Origin of the sequence: Pedobacter glucosidilyticus, from assembly GCF_002483235.1 — a bacterium.
GTDB classification, from domain to species: Bacteria; Bacteroidota; Bacteroidia; order Sphingobacteriales; family Sphingobacteriaceae; genus Pseudopedobacter; species Pseudopedobacter glucosidilyticum_B.
The window spans coordinates 288,185-307,168 of the sequence record NZ_DLHN01000017.1; the positions used below are offsets into that span (position 1 = coordinate 288,185).

17 protein-coding genes are annotated in these 18,984 nt (G+C 35.3%); 10 read left to right on the forward strand and 7 right to left on the reverse strand.

The window, feature by feature from the left end; translation table 11 throughout:
* Positions 1-62: 62 nt before the first annotated feature.
* Together ftsH and rsfS are read right to left on the reverse strand one after the other, a co-directional pair.
* Complete coding sequence (gene ftsH, locus B2745_RS04980; RefSeq protein ID WP_304064169.1) at positions 63-2,147, reverse strand: ATP-dependent zinc metalloprotease FtsH; 2,085 nt, start codon at positions 2,145-2,147, stop codon at positions 63-65.
* A 27-nt stretch (positions 2,148-2,174) separates the two neighbouring features.
* Entirely contained in the window at positions 2,175-2,549 is a 375-nt protein-coding gene (gene rsfS, locus B2745_RS04985) for a ribosome silencing factor (protein WP_026902711.1), read from the reverse strand.
* Between the two features lie 36 nt (positions 2,550-2,585).
* Between rsfS and B2745_RS04990 the strand changes: the two genes are divergently transcribed.
* From B2745_RS04990 to pfkA, 3 genes are read left to right on the forward strand one after another with little or no spacing between them, the layout of a single operon-like run.
* Entirely contained in the window at positions 2,586-3,350 is a 765-nt protein-coding gene (locus B2745_RS04990; RefSeq protein WP_304064170.1) for a biotin--[acetyl-CoA-carboxylase] ligase, read from the forward strand.
* Between the two features lie 7 nt (positions 3,351-3,357).
* Positions 3,358-5,409, forward strand: coding sequence for a protein-disulfide reductase DsbD family protein (locus tag B2745_RS04995; RefSeq protein WP_304064171.1), 2,052 nt, complete (start codon positions 3,358-3,360; stop codon positions 5,407-5,409).
* Positions 5,410-6,390, forward strand: coding sequence for a 6-phosphofructokinase (gene pfkA / locus B2745_RS05000; protein ID WP_304064172.1), 981 nt, complete (start codon positions 5,410-5,412; stop codon positions 6,388-6,390).
* A gap of 76 nt (positions 6,391-6,466) precedes the next feature.
* Here the strand turns inward: pfkA and B2745_RS05005 are convergent, their stop codons facing one another.
* Positions 6,467-6,793, reverse strand: a complete 327-nt coding sequence (locus B2745_RS05005; RefSeq protein WP_304064173.1) for a DMT family transporter — start codon at positions 6,791-6,793, stop codon at positions 6,467-6,469.
* A gap of 2 nt (positions 6,794-6,795) precedes the next feature.
* A complete protein-coding gene (locus B2745_RS05010; protein ID WP_304064174.1) occupies positions 6,796-8,862 on the reverse strand; it encodes a carboxy terminal-processing peptidase in 2,067 nt (688 codons plus the stop codon).
* A 162-nt stretch (positions 8,863-9,024) separates the two neighbouring features.
* Between B2745_RS05010 and B2745_RS05015 the strand changes: the two genes are divergently transcribed.
* Positions 9,025-10,347, forward strand: coding sequence for a replication-associated recombination protein A (locus B2745_RS05015; RefSeq protein WP_304064175.1), 1,323 nt, complete (start codon positions 9,025-9,027; stop codon positions 10,345-10,347).
* Between the two features lie 39 nt (positions 10,348-10,386).
* Entirely contained in the window at positions 10,387-10,935 is a 549-nt protein-coding gene (locus B2745_RS05020; RefSeq protein WP_304064176.1) for an HPP family protein, read from the forward strand.
* 2 nt (positions 10,936-10,937) lie between these two features.
* Here the strand turns inward: B2745_RS05020 and pepT are convergent, their stop codons facing one another.
* The gene (gene pepT / locus B2745_RS05025) at positions 10,938-12,176 is read right to left on the reverse strand and encodes a peptidase T (RefSeq protein ID WP_304064177.1); all 1,239 of its coding nucleotides are present in this window, start codon (positions 12,174-12,176) and stop codon (positions 10,938-10,940) included.
* Positions 12,177-12,293: 117 nt separating this feature from the next.
* Here pepT and B2745_RS05030 point away from each other — a divergent pair, with 117 nt between their 5' ends.
* From B2745_RS05030 to B2745_RS05040, 3 genes are read left to right on the forward strand one after another with little or no spacing between them, the layout of a single operon-like run.
* Complete coding sequence (locus tag B2745_RS05030) at positions 12,294-13,079, forward strand: hypothetical protein (protein ID WP_304064178.1); 786 nt, start codon at positions 12,294-12,296, stop codon at positions 13,077-13,079.
* 5 nt (positions 13,080-13,084) lie between these two features.
* Positions 13,085-13,438, forward strand: a complete 354-nt coding sequence (locus B2745_RS05035) for an MmcQ/YjbR family DNA-binding protein (protein ID WP_026902720.1) — start codon at positions 13,085-13,087, stop codon at positions 13,436-13,438.
* A gap of 8 nt (positions 13,439-13,446) precedes the next feature.
* Positions 13,447-14,070, forward strand: a complete 624-nt coding sequence (locus tag B2745_RS05040) for a rhomboid family intramembrane serine protease (RefSeq protein ID WP_304064179.1) — start codon at positions 13,447-13,449, stop codon at positions 14,068-14,070.
* Here B2745_RS05040 and B2745_RS05045 read toward each other — a convergent pair.
* Positions 14,067-14,795, reverse strand: coding sequence for a hypothetical protein (locus tag B2745_RS05045; RefSeq protein WP_304064180.1), 729 nt, complete (start codon positions 14,793-14,795; stop codon positions 14,067-14,069). The two genes, B2745_RS05040 and B2745_RS05045, sit on opposite strands and share 4 nt — an antisense overlap.
* A gap of 38 nt (positions 14,796-14,833) precedes the next feature.
* Positions 14,834-15,820: a hypothetical protein gene (locus B2745_RS05050; RefSeq protein WP_304064181.1), complete on the reverse strand. Its 987-nt coding sequence runs from the start codon at positions 15,818-15,820 to the stop codon at positions 14,834-14,836.
* A gap of 210 nt (positions 15,821-16,030) precedes the next feature.
* On the opposite strand from B2745_RS05050, the gene B2745_RS05055 reads away from it, so the two are divergent.
* Complete coding sequence (locus B2745_RS05055) at positions 16,031-17,122, forward strand: MFS transporter (RefSeq protein WP_414691920.1); 1,092 nt, start codon at positions 16,031-16,033, stop codon at positions 17,120-17,122.
* Between the two features lie 107 nt (positions 17,123-17,229).
* Positions 17,230-18,942 carry a glycoside hydrolase family 3 protein gene (locus B2745_RS05060; protein WP_304064183.1) on the forward strand — a complete coding sequence of 571 codons (1,713 nt, stop codon included), beginning with the start codon at positions 17,230-17,232 and terminating at the stop codon, positions 18,940-18,942.
* Positions 18,943-18,984 lie beyond the last annotated feature (42 nt).

The following is an 18,984-nucleotide window of genomic DNA, read 5'->3' on the forward strand; positions in this document are numbered from 1 at the left end:
TTCCTATGTTATAAGCTGCAAATTTAGGATATAAAAAATCCCCTGAAACAGGGGATTTAAATTTATATTTCTGATGTTTCTGATTTAAGTGGTTCTGTACTATCACCAACAGGTTCTGGATGTATATTTTCTGCAATCACACCTTGCTCGCCACCTTCTTTACCATTCACAAATTCATCATAAGTGGTTCTGTGGTCAAATGGTCTTTTACCTAAAATTTCTTCTAAATCACTTTGAAACAAAATTTCTTTTTCTAAAAGTTTTTGAGCTAGCAGCTCTAAACCTTCTCTTTTTTCGGTAAGTAATTCTTTAGTTCTGTTATAAATACCTTCTATCAATAACCTAACTTCAATATCAATCAATTCAGCAGTTTTATCAGAATAAGGCTTGCTGAAATTGTACTCGTTATTAGGGTCGTGGAAAGAAACATTACCTACTTTAGGGTTCATACCATAAATGGTAACCATAGCATAAGCAAGTTTGGTAATACGCTCTAAGTCATTTTGTGCTCCTGTAGATATCTTACCAAAGATGATATCCTCTGCAACACGGCCACCCATCGTCATACATAAACCATCAGAAAGTTGCTCTGTAGTATACAAAAACTGTTCTTTTGGTAAATATTGTGCATAACCTAAAGCAGCTACTCCACGTGGCACAATAGAAACTTTAACCAATGGATCTGCATGTTCTAAGAACCAACCTGCAATAGCATGACCAGCCTCGTGATAAGCAACAATTTTCTTTTCTTCCGGAGATATGATTTTATTCTTTTTCTCTAAACCACCAATCACACGGTCAATAGCATCTTGGAAATCCTGCATATCAATAGCTTCTTTGTCTCTTCTAGCCGCAATAAGAGCGGCTTCGTTACAAACGTTAGCTATTTCTGCACCAGCAAAACCTGGAGTTTGCGCTGATAGTTTTTTAGGATCTATCTCTTTAGCAAGTTTTAAAGGTTGTAAATGCACTTTAAAAATTTGCTCTCTACCTACTAAGTCTGGCTTATCTATAGAAATTTGTCTATCAAAACGACCTGGACGTAATAAAGCGCTATCCAATACATCTGGTCTGTTGGTTGCTGCCATGATGATGATACCAGAATCTGTACCGAAACCATCCATTTCAACCAATAACTGGTTTAAGGTGTTTTCACGCTCATCATTACCGCCAACCATACTATTTTTACCTCTTGCTCTACCTATAGCATCAATCTCATCAATAAAAATAATACAAGGTGCTTTTTCTTTAGCTTGTTTAAATAAATCTCTTACTCTTGATGCACCAACCCCAACAAACATCTCAACAAAATCTGAACCTGATAGAGAGAAGAAAGGCACTTGCGCTTCGCCTGCAACAGCTTTAGCTAACAAAGTTTTACCTGTACCCGGCGAGCCAACTAATAAAGCTCCTTTAGGGATTTTACCACCTAAATTGGTGTATTTTTTAGGATTTTTAAGGAAATCTACAATTTCCATTACTTCTTGCTTAGCTTCTTCTAAGCCTGCAACATCATTAAAAGTTACGGTTACTTGAGATTCTTTATCAAAAAGTGTAGCTTTTGATTTGCCAATATTAAAGATTTGGCCACCAGCGCCGCCTCCGGCACCACCACCCATTCTTCTCATGATAAATATCCACAATAAAGCAAAAAGGATAATTGGGAATATCACACTCCAAAACCATCCAGAGATTGGGTTACTTCTGGTTTCTGGAAGAACATTTACTCGCTGCCCCTCTGGAACGCCTTCTTGCGAAGCTTGCAAACGTTTCTCTAAAGCTTCAAAAGAACCATCTTTAAAATAATATTGCGGACTGGTTCCTGTTACAGAGAAATTAGAGTTATCTCTAACATCTTTAAACTTATCTTTTTTTAAACTATCTTTTTTAATATAAACTTCGGCAATGTAAAGGTCTTCTTGTTTATACCCTACCAATTTATCTACATCGCCGGTTCTTAGCATTTCTTGCTCAAATTTTTGGTAAGTAATTAACTTAGAATTATTACCACTCATGAAAAACTGAACTGCTAAAATGGCTAGTATAATCACACCGTAAATCCACATGATATTGAATTTTGGTGGCTTTGGAACTACACGTTTGCCGGGAACTTTTTTTATTGATTTTTTATTTTGATTTTCTTTCATTTTCTTCTTGATAATATCTTTGTGGTTTTAGGCGCTTTGATAAAATTTAACTTCTGCGTCTCCCCATAAATCTTCTATACCGTAGAAAGCTCTTTTATCTGTTTTAAAGATGTGTACTACAACATCCGAATAGTCTAGAATCACCCACTCAGCATGTATTAAACCTTCTTTTCTTGAAGGCTCTTGCCCAGTTGCTTTGTAAACTTCTTCTTCTACGCTATCTGCTATAGCTCTTATTTGGGTAGATGATTCTGCATGACAAATCACAAAAAAATCTGCAACAGAACTGTGAATATTTCTAAGATCTAACCGCACTATTTCATTCCCTTTTTTTTCCTGAATTCCGTGAACTACGAAAGCAGATATGTCTGTAGATGGGATTTCTATTTTATTTTTTACCATTAAAAAATTTTAGTTTTGGATTTTAATTAAAACATATTGCAAAATAACACTTTTTCATCACTATTTGTTGGACAAAATATTGTAAAATTAAAGGAGATTGATTCTACAAACAATTACCTTAAACATTTACTTTCAAATTGCGAGCCACTTCAAGAAGGTACTGTTATTATGGCAGATGAACAATTTGCCGGAAGAGGACAAAGAGGCAATGTTTGGCTTAGTGAAGCTGGTAAAAACCTTACCATAAGTGTCCTTTTAAAACCGACTTTCCTAGCTGCATCAGAACAGTTTGAACTTAATAAAGTTATTTCTTTGGGTGTTATAGATTGTTTAACGAAATTACTAGGCGAAGATTGTAAAGTTAAATGGCCTAATGATATTTATGTTAAAGACCAAAAAATTGGTGGTATCCTGATAGAAAACACCCTTAAAGGTAGTTTCTTGAAAGAAAGTGTGGTAGGTATTGGTTTAAATGTTAACCAAAATACTTTTACTGATAGCCTTAAAGCCACCTCTGTTGCTAATATTTTACAAAGGGAATATCATCTTAACCAGTTATTATCAGAACTTTGTTACTACATAGAAGGCAGGTACTTACAACTTAAAACCAATAAAAAAGATTTACTTTATGCTGATTATATGAACAAACTATTTAGGTTTAACCAGTTGGCAGACTTTATCATCAACCATGAAAAAGTGTCTGCCAGAATTATTGATGTTAACCCAAATGGTAAGCTCATCGTTAGCATAGCAGGAGATATACAAGCATTCGATTTTAAAGAAATTGCTTTTGTAATTTAATATCACAATGAAAAAAAATATTTTATTTACCCTCATCTTTTTCAGCTTAACTGTTACAAGCTTGGCTCAAATTTTAAAACCTGTAAGTTGGTCTTTTTCAACAGAGGCTATCAATGACAAAGAGGCTTATGTGGTTGCTACAGCTAAAATTGATAAAGGCTGGCATGTTTATTCTTTAAATATTGAGGATGGTGGACCTATTGCCACATCATTAACGTTAAGTCCAAGCAAAAGCTATACGTTGGTGGGTAAAACCACAGAAGCCCCTGAAGCAGAAAAGGCTTTTGACCCCAACTTTAACATGAACATTGCTTGGCATGAAAACCGAGCTGTTTTTAAACAAAAAGTTAAACTTAACACCCAAGAAGCTATCATAAATGGTGTTTTAGAATTTATGGTTTGTAATGATAAACAATGTCTTCCGCCAGAGGAAATAGAATTTAAAGTTACAGCCTCATTAGCATCTAAAGCAGTGGCTGTTACACCCGCAACTCCGGTTGTTGATAAAGCGACAGAAAGTCTAGATACAGCAAAAAATAAATCAATAGATAGCGCTGTTACTGATACTACTTCTAAACAAGTTTTTGTTAATGCAATTGATACAGAACCTTTAGCACAAGAAGAGCAAAGCTTATGGGCAATCTTTTTAGCAGGTTTTATTGGGGGTTTCTTAGCGCTTATTATGCCTTGTATTTTCCCTATGTTACCTTTAACAGTGAGTTTCTTCACTAAAAAGGCAGGCAGCAAAGCAAAAGCAGTATCCCAAGCTGGTTTATATGGATTGTTCATTATTGTGATTTATGTAGCACTAGGCTTATTGGTTACCGTAATTTTTGGTTCTGATGCTTTAAATGAAATGGCTAGCAATGGCATTTTTAACTTTGTATTTTTCTTGATGCTGGTGATATTTGCTATCTCTTTCTTTGGCGCATTTGAGCTTACTTTACCATCAGCATGGGTAAACAAGGTTGATGAAAAATCAGATAAAGGAGGCTTAGCCGGATTATTCTTTATGGCCTTTGCTTTGGCTTTAGTTTCTTTCTCTTGTACAGGCCCTATCATAGGAACTTTATTAGTACAAGCTGCCTCTATGGGAAAATTGATGGGCCCTGCGATAGGCATGTTTGGTTTCTCGCTTGCTTTAGCTATTCCATTTACACTATTTGCAGCTTTTCCATCTTTACTTAAATCTTTACCAAAATCTGGTGGGTGGTTAAACAGCGTAAAAGTTGTTTTAGGTTTTATTGAGCTTGCTTTAGCTTTCAAATTTTTGTCAAATGTAGATCTAGCTTACCATTGGGATATCTTAGACCGCGAAGTTTTCTTAGTACTTTGGATTGTTATTTTCGCGTTATTAGGATTATATCTGTTAGGAAAAATCAAATTCTCGCATGATAGCGATTTACCCTTTGTAAGTGTCCCTCGTTTATTTTTAAGCATTATAGTATTTTCTTTTACCCTATACATGGTACCTGGTTTATGGGGTGCGCCACTAAAAGCCATTAGTGCTTGGTTGCCTCCGCAAACCACTCAAGATTTTGACCTTTACACAAATAGCTTATCTTCGCCTTCTGAAAAAAGTAATGTAGCTAAAAAATACGCTGGTTTATTTGAAGCACCGCATAACTTAGATGCCTTTTTTGATTATGAAGAAGGTATGGCTTATGCAAAAAGTGTGAATAAACCAGTTCTTATAGATTTTACAGGACATAGCTGTGTAAATTGCCGTAAAATGGAAGCAAGTGTTTGGAGCAACCCAGAGGTATTGAATATCCTGAAAAAGGAATATGTTTTAATTTCACTTTACGTGGATGATAAAACTGCTTTACCAGAAACAGAACAATACACTTCTACTTTTTCTGGTAAAAAGGTTAAAACTTTAGGTAATAAATGGAGCGATTTTCAAGCTTCAAAATTTAAAGTAAACTCGCAACCTTATTATGTGATTGTAAATGATAAAGAGGAACTACTTACCAAACCAGAGGCTTTTAACTTAGATATCAGTAATTATATCCGATTTCTTAATGAAGGGAAATCTAACTATCAAAACAAAAATTAAATGACAAGTACCATAAAAAAGATAGGCGTTTTTACATCAGGAGGTGACTCACCAGGTATGAATGCAGCCATAAGAGCTGTAGTACGTACCGCTTTATTTTATAATATAGAAGTTGTTGGTATCAGAAGAGGTTATGAGGGGATGATCAATGCTGAGTTTCAGGAGATGGATCGTAAATCTGTTGCTAATATTATCCAACGTGGTGGAACCATTTTAAAAACAGCCAGAAGTAAGGCATTTTTAACTCCAGAAGGTAGACAAATTGCGTACAATAACCTCAAAAAAATAAATGTTGATGCCTTAATTGCTATTGGTGGCGATGGTACCTTTACAGGCGCTAAAGTTTTTGGTGAAGAGTTTGACATGCCAATTTTAGGTTTGCCAGGCACTATTGATAATGATTTATTTGGTACAGATTTTACCATTGGTTATGATACGGCTATCAATACGGTTATAAATGCGGTAGATAAAATTAGAGATACAGCAGAATCTCATGACCGTTTATTTATTGTAGAAGTAATGGGCCGCGATTGTGGTTTAATTGCTTTAAGAAGTGGTATTGGCGTTGGAGCAGAATCTATTTTGATACCCGAAACCAAAACAGATATCAATGCTATTATCCATAGGTTAGAGATTAGTAGAAAAGACAAATCTTCTAAAATTATTATGGTTGCCGAAGGTGATGATGCTGGTGGTGCTTTTGAAGTAGCAGAAATTATTAAAGCTCGTTTCCCTAACTACGATACTAAAGTTTCTATTCTTGGACACATACAACGTGGCGGAACACCAACTTGTATGGATAGAGTTTTAGCAAGCCGTGTTGGTGTTGCTGCTGTAGAAGGATTATTAAAAGGAGAAAAAGCTCAAATGGTTGGTTTAATAAACGGTAAAATAGCTTTTACCCCATTTGACCATGCTATTAAACACAACGTTGAAGTAAATGAGCATTTATTAAAAATTGTAGAAGTACTTTCTTTATAAATCAAAAATAGAAATCATAAAAAAGCCGTAAGAAAATAATACATCTTACGGCTTTTTACGTTTTTAAATCTGCTATTTAACTTGATACAAACTTTAACCCGATAATAGAGCCTATAAGAGTGATGATAAAAAATATCCTCCAAAAAGTAGCTGGCTCTTTAAAAATAAATATCCCAACAAGTACCGTTCCTACAGCACCAACACCTGTCCAAACGGCATAAGCAGTGCCAATGGGTAAAGTTTTGGTTGCTAAATACAATAAGTACATGCTGATTGATAGGCAGATAAAAAATCCAGCTATCCACCATAAAGCAACATTGCCTGATGTTTCTTTTGCTTTGCCTAAGCAAGATGCAAAGCCAACTTCAAATAAACCTGCAATAATCAATATAAGCCAATTCATACTTATTTTACTTTGGCTATTTTATTAAATCCTATAAAGTCTGTAAGAATTTGTAGGGCCTCTTGTTGCATAAAGTCAAATGCTTCTTCTTTTGCAGGTTTAGATTCGCCTTTCTTTAAAGCTGGTAAACCTCTGCTAACTCTTCTAGCGTTTTCTTGCGCAAAATTCTTTTGCTCTAAATCTTCACGTTGCTTTTTAAGTGCTTCTTCATTTAAAGGAACCGAGTTTTCTTTGTCTCTTCTCTTAAATTCTTCAATATCTTCTAACAAAAACTTAAATTCCTGACTGGTTTTCATTCTTTGCTGATGCATTGCTTTAAGCGAGGCAATATCTTTACTTAAATCTTTGATTTTTAAGTAATTGCTGCTCTTAATCTCATCCCAAGGTAAAGCAGCAGGTTCTGAGCTTTCTCCATATTTATCAGCTGGAAAAATTGCAGGAAACTCGATATCTGGTATTACACCTTTATGCTGAGTTGAACTACCGCTAACTCGATAGAATTTACCCGTTGTGAGGTTAATTTGTCCTCCTTTCTCACCCAAATTAGGGTTTACCCTTCTCATATCAATAGCAGATTGTACAGTACCTTTACCATAAGTTGTATTTCCTATCACAATACCCCGACCATAATCTTGTATAGCACCGGCAAAAATTTCTGATGCTGATGCGCTAAATCTATCTACCATAACAGCTAACGGACCATCCCATGCCACACTCGGGTTATCATCGCTATCTACTTCTATTTTATTTCTCAAATCTCTAACCTGTACTACCGGACCAGTAGTGATAAATAATCCTGTTAAGTCTATAGCTTCTACCAAAGACCCCCCTCCATTTGTTCTTAAATCTACAACTACAGCATCAACATTTTGTTGTTTTAAGGTATCTAAAAGCAATTTTACGTCTCTTGTGGTTGATTTATAATTAGGATCTCCGGCTTGCATAGCTTTCCAATCTGCATAAAAAGCTGGAATTTCTATGATACCATATTTATAAGTTTTACCATCTCTGATAACCGTTTTTATTGATTTTTTTGCAGACTGGTCTTCTAATATAATTTTCTCGCGAACCATTTCTACAATTTTTGGTTTGGCAGACATGTCTTGCTCTTTAGATAAGATTTTTAGCCTTACAACAGTACCCTTTTTACCTCTAATTAATGCAATGGCATTGTCCAATCTCCAACCAATAACATCTACAAACTCTTCATTACCTTGGGCTACGCCAATAATTTTATCATCAATTTTTAATTGCTTGCTCTTATCCGCAGGTCCTCCGGTAACAATACTTTTTATGGTAACAAATTCGTTTTCAGAAGTAAGAGTAGCCCCTATGCCTTCTAATGACCTAGACATATCAATATTAAAATTGGCAGCATTTGCTGGATTAAAATAGCTGGTATGTGGATCTATAGACTCGGTAAAAGCCGTCATAATTACCTGAAAAGCATCCTGATTATTAATTTTTGAAGATTGGGTAATTAAGTTTTCATAACGCTTTTTCAAGGATGATTTAATAGCTGTATCTGCTTTTTGGGTAAGTTTCAGATTCAAATAATCATACTTTACTTTTTTTGTCCAATTGGCATCGCTTTCTGCAATATCTTTAAACCAAGGCAACTTTTCGCGACTAAAGATGTAATCTTCTTTCTTAGTGAAATCAAAACTGTTGTTAAGATTTTTGATTGAGAAATTCATCCTTTCATTATATCTTTTCTGATACACATTAAACATGTAAAAAGGTGCTGTTAAGTCGCCAGCTTTTAAATCATCATCAAAAGTAGATTTAAACTGAGCGAACTCTGCAATATCAGCAGCTAAAAAATAATTACGATTAGGATCTAAACTCTTTAAGTAGTTATCATAAATAACACCACCCAAAGAATCATTTAAGCTTAACTTTTTATAATTGAAACTAGTAACCAGCTCGGCAATTTCTTTAGTAATTAAAGCTTGTTGCTCATCAGGTTTTAGATTGTTAGACCCCGGAACATCTTTTATAATTCTAGGTGTTGCGGTACAAGCTATGGTAGCCGCTATTAAAATCCCTGAAAAAATTCTTCTTAACATATCTTTTATCTTTTCAAATCCCGTAAGAGAAGTATTCATTACAACGTATTTTTTTGCAAAATAATGCTTTAAAGCTAAACAAAAAACATAGAATACAAAGCTTACAATAAAAGGAAAAACCAAATACAAATACTATAATTTTTAGCTTAAAACTGGGTTAATATGCTATCTTGTACGATATTTGTTACTTATCAAAAAAATAAAAAATTGGCTATAACAGACCCTTTAGCAGAGCGGATGCGCCCAACATCATTAGACAATTATACCGGACAGCAACATTTGGTTGGCCAAGGAGCTGTTTTGCGTAAGGCTTTGGAGAATGGAAATATACCAAGTATGATATTTTGGGGCCCTCCTGGCGTAGGTAAAACCACTTTAGCTTATATCATTTCTAAAAGTTTAGATAGACCTTTTTTCTCTTTAAGTGCTATTAATTCTGGCGTTAAAGATGTTAGAGATGTGATAGAAAAAGCTGCTCAATACAAAAAAGGAGGCATTGTTCCCGTTTTGTTTATTGATGAGATTCATAGGTTTTCAAAATCTCAGCAAGATTCTTTATTAGGGGCGGTAGAACGTGGCTTGGTTACTTTGGTGGGTGCTACAACAGAAAACCCTTCTTTTGAGGTGATATCAGCTTTACTATCCAGATGCCAGGTTTATATTCTTAAAAATTTAACTGAGGATGATTTGCTTCAGCTCTTAAAAAGGGCATTAGAAAACGACGAAATTTTAAAAACCAAACATGTTGATTTAAAAGAAACAGAAGCTTTATTTAGATTATCAGGAGGCGATGGAAGAAGACTACTTAACGTTTTTGAATTGGTAATAAATGCAGCAGAAGATGAAAAAATAAGCATCACCAATGAATTTGTATTAAAGCATGTACAACAAAACATGGCTTTATATGATAAAACTGGCGAACAACATTATGACATCATATCGGCTTTTATCAAGTCTATCCGCGGAAGCGACCCTAACGCAGCTGTTTATTGGCTTGCCCGTATGATAGAAGGTGGCGAAGACCCTTCTTTTATTGCCAGAAGATTGCTCATTTTAGCATCAGAGGATATTGGTAATGCAAACCCTAATGCTTTATTATTAGCCAATAATTGTTTTCAAGCGGTAAATGTGATTGGTTGGCCTGAGTCTAGAATTATCCTCTCCCAAACGGTTACTTATTTGGCAAGCTCGGCCAAAAGCAATGCCTCTTATGAAGCTATTGGTAAAGCACAACAATTGGTTAAACAAACTGGAGATTTACCAGTACCCTTACACCTTAGAAATGCCCCAACCAAACTGATGAAAAACATGGGCTATGGCGAAGACTATAAATACGCCCATGCCTATGAAGGCAATTTTGCCGACCAAGAGTTTTTCCCCGAGCAGTTAAGTGGTACTACGCTTTATAACCCTCAGAACAATCCTGCTGAAATCAAGATTAAAGAGCGCTTAAAAAGCTTATGGAATAAACGCTACAAGTATTAAAATTATTGATAATTTTGCAACCGCAAAACGGATTGAATAGTGAAAAAGAAACTGAAAAGAAGTTATCGCGTTGCTAAATATGTTGTTTATAAACAAACCATTATAGACCCTATTGACCATTTCTGGACATTTATTGGTGCCTTTTTAGGTATTGCTACCATAGGTTTTTTCCATAGCCAAAGGTTTGATAATTTAGATAATGTTTTCCTGATAGGCTCTTTTGGCGCCTCGGCTGTATTGGTTTTTGGAGCAACCAATAGTCCTTTAGCACAGCCCAGAAATCTGGTAGGTGGGCATTTACTATCGGCCATTATAGGCGTAATTGTTTATAAATTTTTACCAGATCAAATCTGGATTTCAGCAGCTCTAGCTGTAGCCCTATCCATTGTTGCCATGCAAATAACGATAACCATGCACCCGCCTGGCGGAGCAACAGCCTTAATAGCTGTTATTGGTTCAGAAAAAATAAAAAACCTTGGCTTTAGCTATGTTATCTCTCCGGTTTTAAGCGGTATCATCATTTTATTGTTGATAGCTTTGGTGGTTAATAATATCCCAAAAGGAAGAAACTACCCTTATAAAGGATAATTTCAAGCTTTTTCTTCCCAAATAAGTGCCAGATGAATGATGGTTCTTACTGCCGCTTCCATATCTTGAACGCTAACCCATTCTTGTTTGCTATGGAAAGCATGTTCGCCCGCAAAAATATTTGGGCAAGGCAAACCCATAAAAGATAAACGAGAACCATCTGTACCCCCTCTAATGCTTTGAGCTTTTGGTTTAATTCCTGCTCTCTCAATAGCTTCTAGCGCATAGTTGGCCACTTTTGGGTATTGCGCAATAATATTTTTCATGTTGCGATATTGCTCTTTTACCGTAAAAGTCGCTTTAGCAGAAGGATAGTTTTCTAATACTTTTAAAGAGATTTTCTTCACCAATTCTTCATGGGTTAGCAACATAGCATCATCAAAATCTCGGATGATAAATTCTATCACAGCTTCTTCAACTTCGCCTTTTATAACTACCGGATGCACAAAACCTTGTTTTCCGCTGGTGTGCTCTGGCGATAAGTCTTTAGGCAATGCCGCTACTATTTCGGCAGCTATCTTAATGGCACTTTCCATCTTATTTTTTGCAAAACCTGGATGAGCGCTTACGCCTTGGATATGAACTGTCATACCATCGGCAGAGAAAGTTTCATCTTCAAAAGAACCCAAGGTTTCGCCATCAATGGTATAACCAAAATCAGCTTTAAGCTTAGCCAAATTTACATGGTCTACTCCTCTACCAATTTCTTCATCGGGGGTAAATAAAACCTTAATTTCACCATGTTTAAGTTCAGGATGATTTACCAAAAAGTTAACTGCATCCATAATTTCAGCAAGGCCGGCTTTATTATCGGCACCTAACAAAGTTTTTCCGCTAGCAGTGATGATATCATTCCCAATTTGTTGAGCTAAATCGGGATGTTCTGTCACTTTTAACACAACCGATGGGTCATCTGGTAAAATAATATCCTCACCTTGATAATTTTTATGAATAATAGGTTTTACATTTTCGCCAGAGCAATCCGGAGAAGTATCCATGTGCGAGCAAAAAAATATAACCGGCACTTGCTTATGAGTATTAGCAGGGATACTGGCATATACATAGCCATTTTCATCCATTTCAGCATCCCGAAGGCCTATTTCTAATAATTCTTTAACTAATAAACTCCCTAAATTCTTTTGTTTTGCAGTAGATGGTACAGTTTGGGAAGAAGGGTCAGACTGTGTATCTATTTGAGCATATCTCAAGAATCGCTCTACAACTTGATAGCGTATATCCATTTTAATGATTAATATTTTGATAAGCCAATTTTTTGCAATATTTTTAACCTGATTGCAGAAAGCCTTATATCTGGTTTAAATTGCATAAAAGTATGATTTAAGATTCAAAACAATACTTTGAAAAAGATATTAACAATCATTTTACTTCTAAGTTCATTTTCTGGCTTCTCTCAATCTAGTTTTTACAGGTTTGGGTTTGGTGTACAAGGTGGAGTTACTACAGCTTATACAGGTCTTAGCTATGAGGGTGCTCCTGTACAAAGCAATCCAAATGCTGAAAAAAGCTTGGGAACTAATAAATCTATATTTTACGGAGTTTCTGCTGATTATTATATTACCCCTTTTCTTTCTGCCGGATTAGAATACAATATGGTGGAACTTAAAGATGGTCCAGACCAATATAAAAGGCAATTTGTTTCTAATTTCTCTAATATAGAAATAAGAGGAAATGTAGCTGCTGGACAGTTTTTAGATAATAATTATGCTTTTAACCCATTTATTTATGCTTTAAGAAATTTAAACCTTTCACTGGGTTTAGGTATTATAAGTGGTAAAAACAATGTTCTTCCTTATGATCCAAGTTTAGATAATAGAGCAAACGGAGGATTAAATACTCAATTACCTTTTAGTAGACAACATCCTAATGATATAGGTAAAAGTGAATTTAGCACCGTTTTTAACATCCCAACAACCATAGGTTATAGATTAAACCTCTACAATGCTTATGACGAAGCATTTATTCAATTAGGTATCAATTATAAAATGGTTTTTACATTTTCTGATGATATTGATGGTTACAACGATAATCCTGCCGTTTTCCAAAATAATTCTAAAGACGTATATACAAGCTTAGGAATATCTATTAAATACCTTTTTGGTTCTAAAGGTATATTTTACAAATAATTTTCATGAATATTGAAAGCTTAAGAAATTATTGTCTTCACAAAAAAGGAGTAACAGAATCTTTTCCTTTTGGGGATGATACTTTGGTTTTTAAAATAGCAGATAAAATATTCTTATTAGCCGGTTTAACAGCTCCTATCAGTTTTAACGTAAAATGCGAACCTGAAAAGGCCATCCAACTAAGAGAATCTTTTACTGAGGTTGTACCCGGTTACCACATGAATAAAAAACACTGGAATACCGTTTATTATAACGGTAGCCTTTCTGATAAACAACTTACAGAAATGATAGACCATTCCTACGAATTGGTTTTGAAAAGTTTACCCAAAAAACAACAAGAAGAAATTTATAATCTTTAATTTACAGCATGCTAGATATATTAAATGAAACGCCTGTAGCGGCCATTATATTTATTTTTACCATAGTTACCAGTATTTATGCTTTTAATAACGATGCGCTTTATGGTAAGTTTATGCTTCATCCATATAGCGTTGCAAAAGGAAAGAATTTATACCAACTTATTAGCAGTGGTTTTATTCATAAAGATTGGTCGCACCTGATATTTAACATGCTTTCTTATTATTTCTTTGCATTTAACCTAGAAAAAATAATTGGGCATTGGCAATTTGGCTTGCTTTATATGGTGAGTTTAATTTTGAGCGATTTACCTACTGTACAAAGACATAAAGACCATTTTTGGTACAATAGCTTAGGCGCATCTGGTGCAGTTTGTGCAGTGGTTTTTAGTTTTATCGTTTTTGCTCCGCTTACCAAGATGATTATTTTCCCGCTGCCCATCCCAATACCAGCAGTTATTTACGGTTTCTTATTCTTGATTTATACCTCCTATGCAGGTAGAAGGTCTAATGATGGCATCAACCACGATGCCCATTTTTATGGCGCTATAACCGGAGTTTTAATTACCATTATCTTATACCCAAGAGCTATTGGGCATTTTATAAATAGCATTTCGGCTGGTTTAGCATCTTAAGTGAGTAAATAATAACTTGCTGCAGCAGCACTTAATTGCATGGTAAGATTATCCAGACCGTGGCTACTAAATGCCTCAACCAATGTGGCTACAAAAGCACAAACCATAGCATAAACAATTGCACTTTGTAGTTGATATCCATAAAAGCGGTATATCAAAAAACAAATAAGGGCACTTATTATAAAAATAGCTAAAGAACCTTCATAAGTTCTTGTAGCTTTTACACCAAATAAAGTGGGTACTTGGTAAGGATGTTTGCCCCATTTAGAGCCTACAGGTTCGCCAATAGCATCGCCCCAGCCACCTACCAAATACCCTAAAAATGCAAAACCCGGAAAAAACAAATTGCTTAAAACGCCGCCAATAGCTGTAGCAAATAAAGGTATGAGGATAAATTTATTGGCATGAGGTTCGTCTTTCTCTCGGGCTAAAGCCAAATAGAAAAAACTATTCTGACCCTTTAAAACGGCAAATATCACCCAAAGGGAAACGATAAGCCCCATTAAAACCGCTGCTGGCAAACCATATAAAACTTGTAAAACGGCTGCCGCAGTAAAAATGAGAAAATGGTATATTTTACGTGAATAGGCTGTTTTGATCTTGAACTTAGCTTTAAGTACAGATACCAATAAAACAGCTAAAGCAACATAAGCTAACAGGTATAATCCTAAATGGGAGATTAAATCTAATGATGGGATAAATTTTTCTAAATCTGGTACATTCATAAATAGGCTATACCGATAAAGATAGAAATTATAGCTTGCTATTTTGATAAATTAATCTCTTCTGCCTTTATAAGCTCTTCATTTTCATTAAAAAGATAACTTACTGGCCTTTCGGGGTTTTTAATAATTTCGAGTAAAAGAAAATTCCAACGCTTCCAAAAATTCTCTAAAACTTGGCCATACGTTTTGTTGTTCCATAAATCAAAAACTGGCTTTGCCTGCATACCTCTTAAAGGCATCGCTTCAATATGGAACTCTTCTTGTACAGGCATAATGTGGTATTCTGGCAACCTGTTAAACAAGTATGCCGAATAAAAAACTTTGGCACATAACTCTTCAAACTGAATGGGATGCAACTTAGCTCCCGCAATTTTCTCCCAAAGCTCTTCATGATATTTTTTATTGGCACCATTATCCTGCAAACAAAGGATGATGCCAAAATCTTGCATCCTTAAAGAAAAAGTAAGCGTATTGATTTCATCACGATAAGAAAACTCTTCTTCAGCATTATCTACTTCGCATATCCAGATACTCCAAGGTTTAAAACCATCCAATTTAACAGGTTTAATAACCGCTTGTAACATGCTATGCAGCATGCTAAATTTATGAATAAGCCCTTGCGACATGTGAAACTGCTCTCCACTAGCATGCTGCTGCTTAACGGCAATTTGTAATTCCTTAAAAATTACGCCATATACGGTTTTGGTAACCCATAAAAAAAGTTGTTGCTCATCTAAAGTAGAAACTGCTTTATATCCTTGTAAAAAGGCGTTTTCAATGGTACTTTCTAACTTTCCAAAAGCTTCAGCCGTTTTAACACTACACGGAATTTTAATATCAGCGTAGCTTACCATACTTTCATCTAAAAGCTTAAATGGTCTTTCATCTAGTTTGTACTTACTAACAAGCCAAGGCGCAAAAACATTTAAGGTTTCTTCTGTTGAGTTGAGTTTATCGCCGCTAAGGAAACAAACAGAAGACTCAAATCGCATTCTTTGGAAAGGTTGGTACAATTGCTCTTGCATGCTTGCAAAAATACAAAGCACACTTTAATTAACACTTACCCATACTAATTATTACAAAAAGCTGTTTTTTATTCATCAGCTGTTGATATAGAATGGCTATTTTTGCGATAAATTTTGCGGGTTTTGGAGGTACAGGAACAAAAATCAATTTACACATTACAATTTTCATTAGTTTGCCTAAGCTCTTTTCTCTTCTCGGCCAGCTTTAATATGCTTTTACCAGAACTACCCTCTTATTTAAGTAGCCTAGGCGGAGCAGAGTATAAAGGTTTAATCATAGCTTTATTTACCTTAACAGCCGGAATTTCAAGACCTTTTAGCGGAAAATTAACAGATAAAATTGGTAGAATCCCTATTATGGCGGTGGGTTCTTTGGTTTGTTTCGTTTGTGGATTTTTATATCCTATTTTAACCAGCGTTGCCGGATTTTTATTTCTCAGATTGATACACGGCTTTTCTACAGGTTTTAAACCCACAGCAACAGCAGCTTACGTGGCAGATTTAGTTCCATCAACCCGATGGGGAGAAGCAATGGGCATACACGGCTTGGCTTTTAGCACTGGTATGGCTATAGGACCGGCTATTGGAAGTGCCATAACATTATATTATTCTATTAATATCCTTTTTTATTGCTCTTCTCTATTTGCATTGCTTTCCATCGTGATTTTGTTTAACATGAAAGAAACTTTAGCCACTAAAGAACCTTTCAAGTGGAATTTCATGACCATCAATAAATCAGAAATTATCAATAAACAAGCCATGCCTGTATTTTGGGTTACGCTTTTTAGTTATGTAAGCTATGGCGCTTTGATAACGCTTGTCCCCGATTGGAGCGGACATATCGGTATTGAAAACAAAGGTCTGTTTTTTATGGTTTTTACCATTGCATCTTTATTAATGAGGTTTATTGCGGGTAAAGTTTCTGACCAATACGGACGAAAACCCGTCTTAAGAGTTTCTATCATCTTACTTTGTATAGCCCTCACTTGGCTCGCCACTTGGCAAACTACAATGGGTTTCATTACAGGTTCTATCATTTACGGAATGGCAACAGGCATGTTCTCGCCTGCTATTTCTGCATGGGCTATTGATTTAAGTGATGATGATAAACGCGGAAAATCTGTAGCCACCATGTATATTGCCTTAGAAGCGGGCATTGGCTTGGGTGCTTTTTTTGCCGGCTGGTTTTTTAGAGACATCATCACTAGAGTTCCTTTAGTATTTTATGGTGCTGCTTTTTGTAATTTCTTAGCCCTAGCTTATTTATGGACTTATATGAAAAAAGAGCGTAAAGCAATCTAAAAGGCTTAATTTTCGTTATCAGTTTAGAATCCAAATCAGCAAAAATAATTTAAGGCTTATATTTGTTCATTGTCAAATCAAAAAAAATCTTTAAGCAAAATACATACATGAAGAAAATAATATGTTTAATTGGCTTAGCGCTGAGTTTTTCTTTACTACAAGCACAAACTAAAGTCCCTTATATCAGTACTGTAAATGCTACCAACCGTTGGGTAGATTCTGTCTTTAAAAAGCTTAACAGAAATGAAAGAATTGGTCAGTTATTTATGGTAAGGGCGCATACCAATCTAGGGCAAGCTTATTCAGATTCTGTTGCTAAAGTTATAGCCAAACAACATTTGGGAGGTGTTGTTTTTTTTCAAGGTGGGCCAAAAAGACAATCCATATTAACCAATCAGTATCAAAGCTTATATAAAAAAGTGCCATTAATGATAGCTCAAGATGCCGAGTGGGGTTTAGGAATGCGCTTAGATAGCACTTTATCTTACCCTTATCAAATGACATTGGGTGCTATTCAAAACAATAATCTGATTTACAAGATGGGACAAATGGTAGCTAAAGATTTAAAACGCTTGGGTGTACATATCAATTTTGCTCCGGTTATGGATGTTAATAATAATCCAAGAAATCCTGTCATCAACTACCGTTCTTTTGGCGAAAATAAATATAACGTTGCCGATAAAAGCATCGCCTATATGAAGGGTATGCAAGATACTGGTTTATTTACAACCGCTAAACATTTCCCCGGTCATGGCGATACTGATGTTGATTCTCATTACGATTTACCACAACTTCCTTTTAATAGAGAAAGGTTAGACTCATTAGAAATGTATCCATTTAAACAAGCTATTGCAGCAGGTTTAAACGGTGTAATGGTAGCACACATGAGCATCCCTGCATTAGACAATACTAAAAACCTACCCTCAACACTTTCTAAACCCATTATTACCAACTTACTTAAAAAAGACTTAAACTTTAAAGGATTGGTTTTTTCTGATGCCATGGACATGAAAGGCGTAGTTAAATTTTTCCCTAATGGCGAGGCTGATGTTAAAGCTATTTTAGCTGGTTTAGATGTGATAGAACTCTCCCAAAACTCAGAGAATGCTATTCATCTCATCCGTAAAGCTATTAGAAAACATCAGTTAACTTGGGATGAAATTGACCAAAAAGTGAAACGCATTTTGGCTGCTAAATATTGGATGAACTTACACCAGTACCAAGCTATAGACACTATAAAACTTGTTGAAGATTTAAATAGAACAGAATCTAAAGTTTTGATACAAGAATTAACAGATGCTGCCGTAACTGTGCTAAAAGGTTCTGAAAACTTCCCTATCGCAACAGATTTTGTTAGAAAAATGGCTATCCTTAGTATTGGACCAAAAGACCCAACAACTTTTTCAGAAACTATTAAACGCTTTTTTCCTGATGCTACTTTATTCATCATCCCAAAAGATATCAGTTTAAAAGAATTAGAAACCGTTAAAACAGAAATAGCAAAATTTGGACAAGTGATAATGGCTATACATGATACCAGGTTACGCCCGGCTGGTACTTTAGATTATCAAAATAATTTAAAGCTTTTTATTGCCGATATGACTAAATTTAAACCTATTACCGCAGTTTTTGCAAACCCATATACGCTAGCTGGTTTACCCGGTATCGAGCAATCTAAAGCTTTACTTGTAGGCTATCAAAATAGTAAAGAAATGCAATCATCTGCCGCAAGGGTAATTTTAGGAAAGTTAAATGCCAAAGGAAAATTGCCTGTAACTATAAATGCTTACTACAAATTTGGTGCTGGCGAGGTAAAATAAAACCCAAAGCAAACATTTTGGCTTGGTTTTAATTCTTCTATA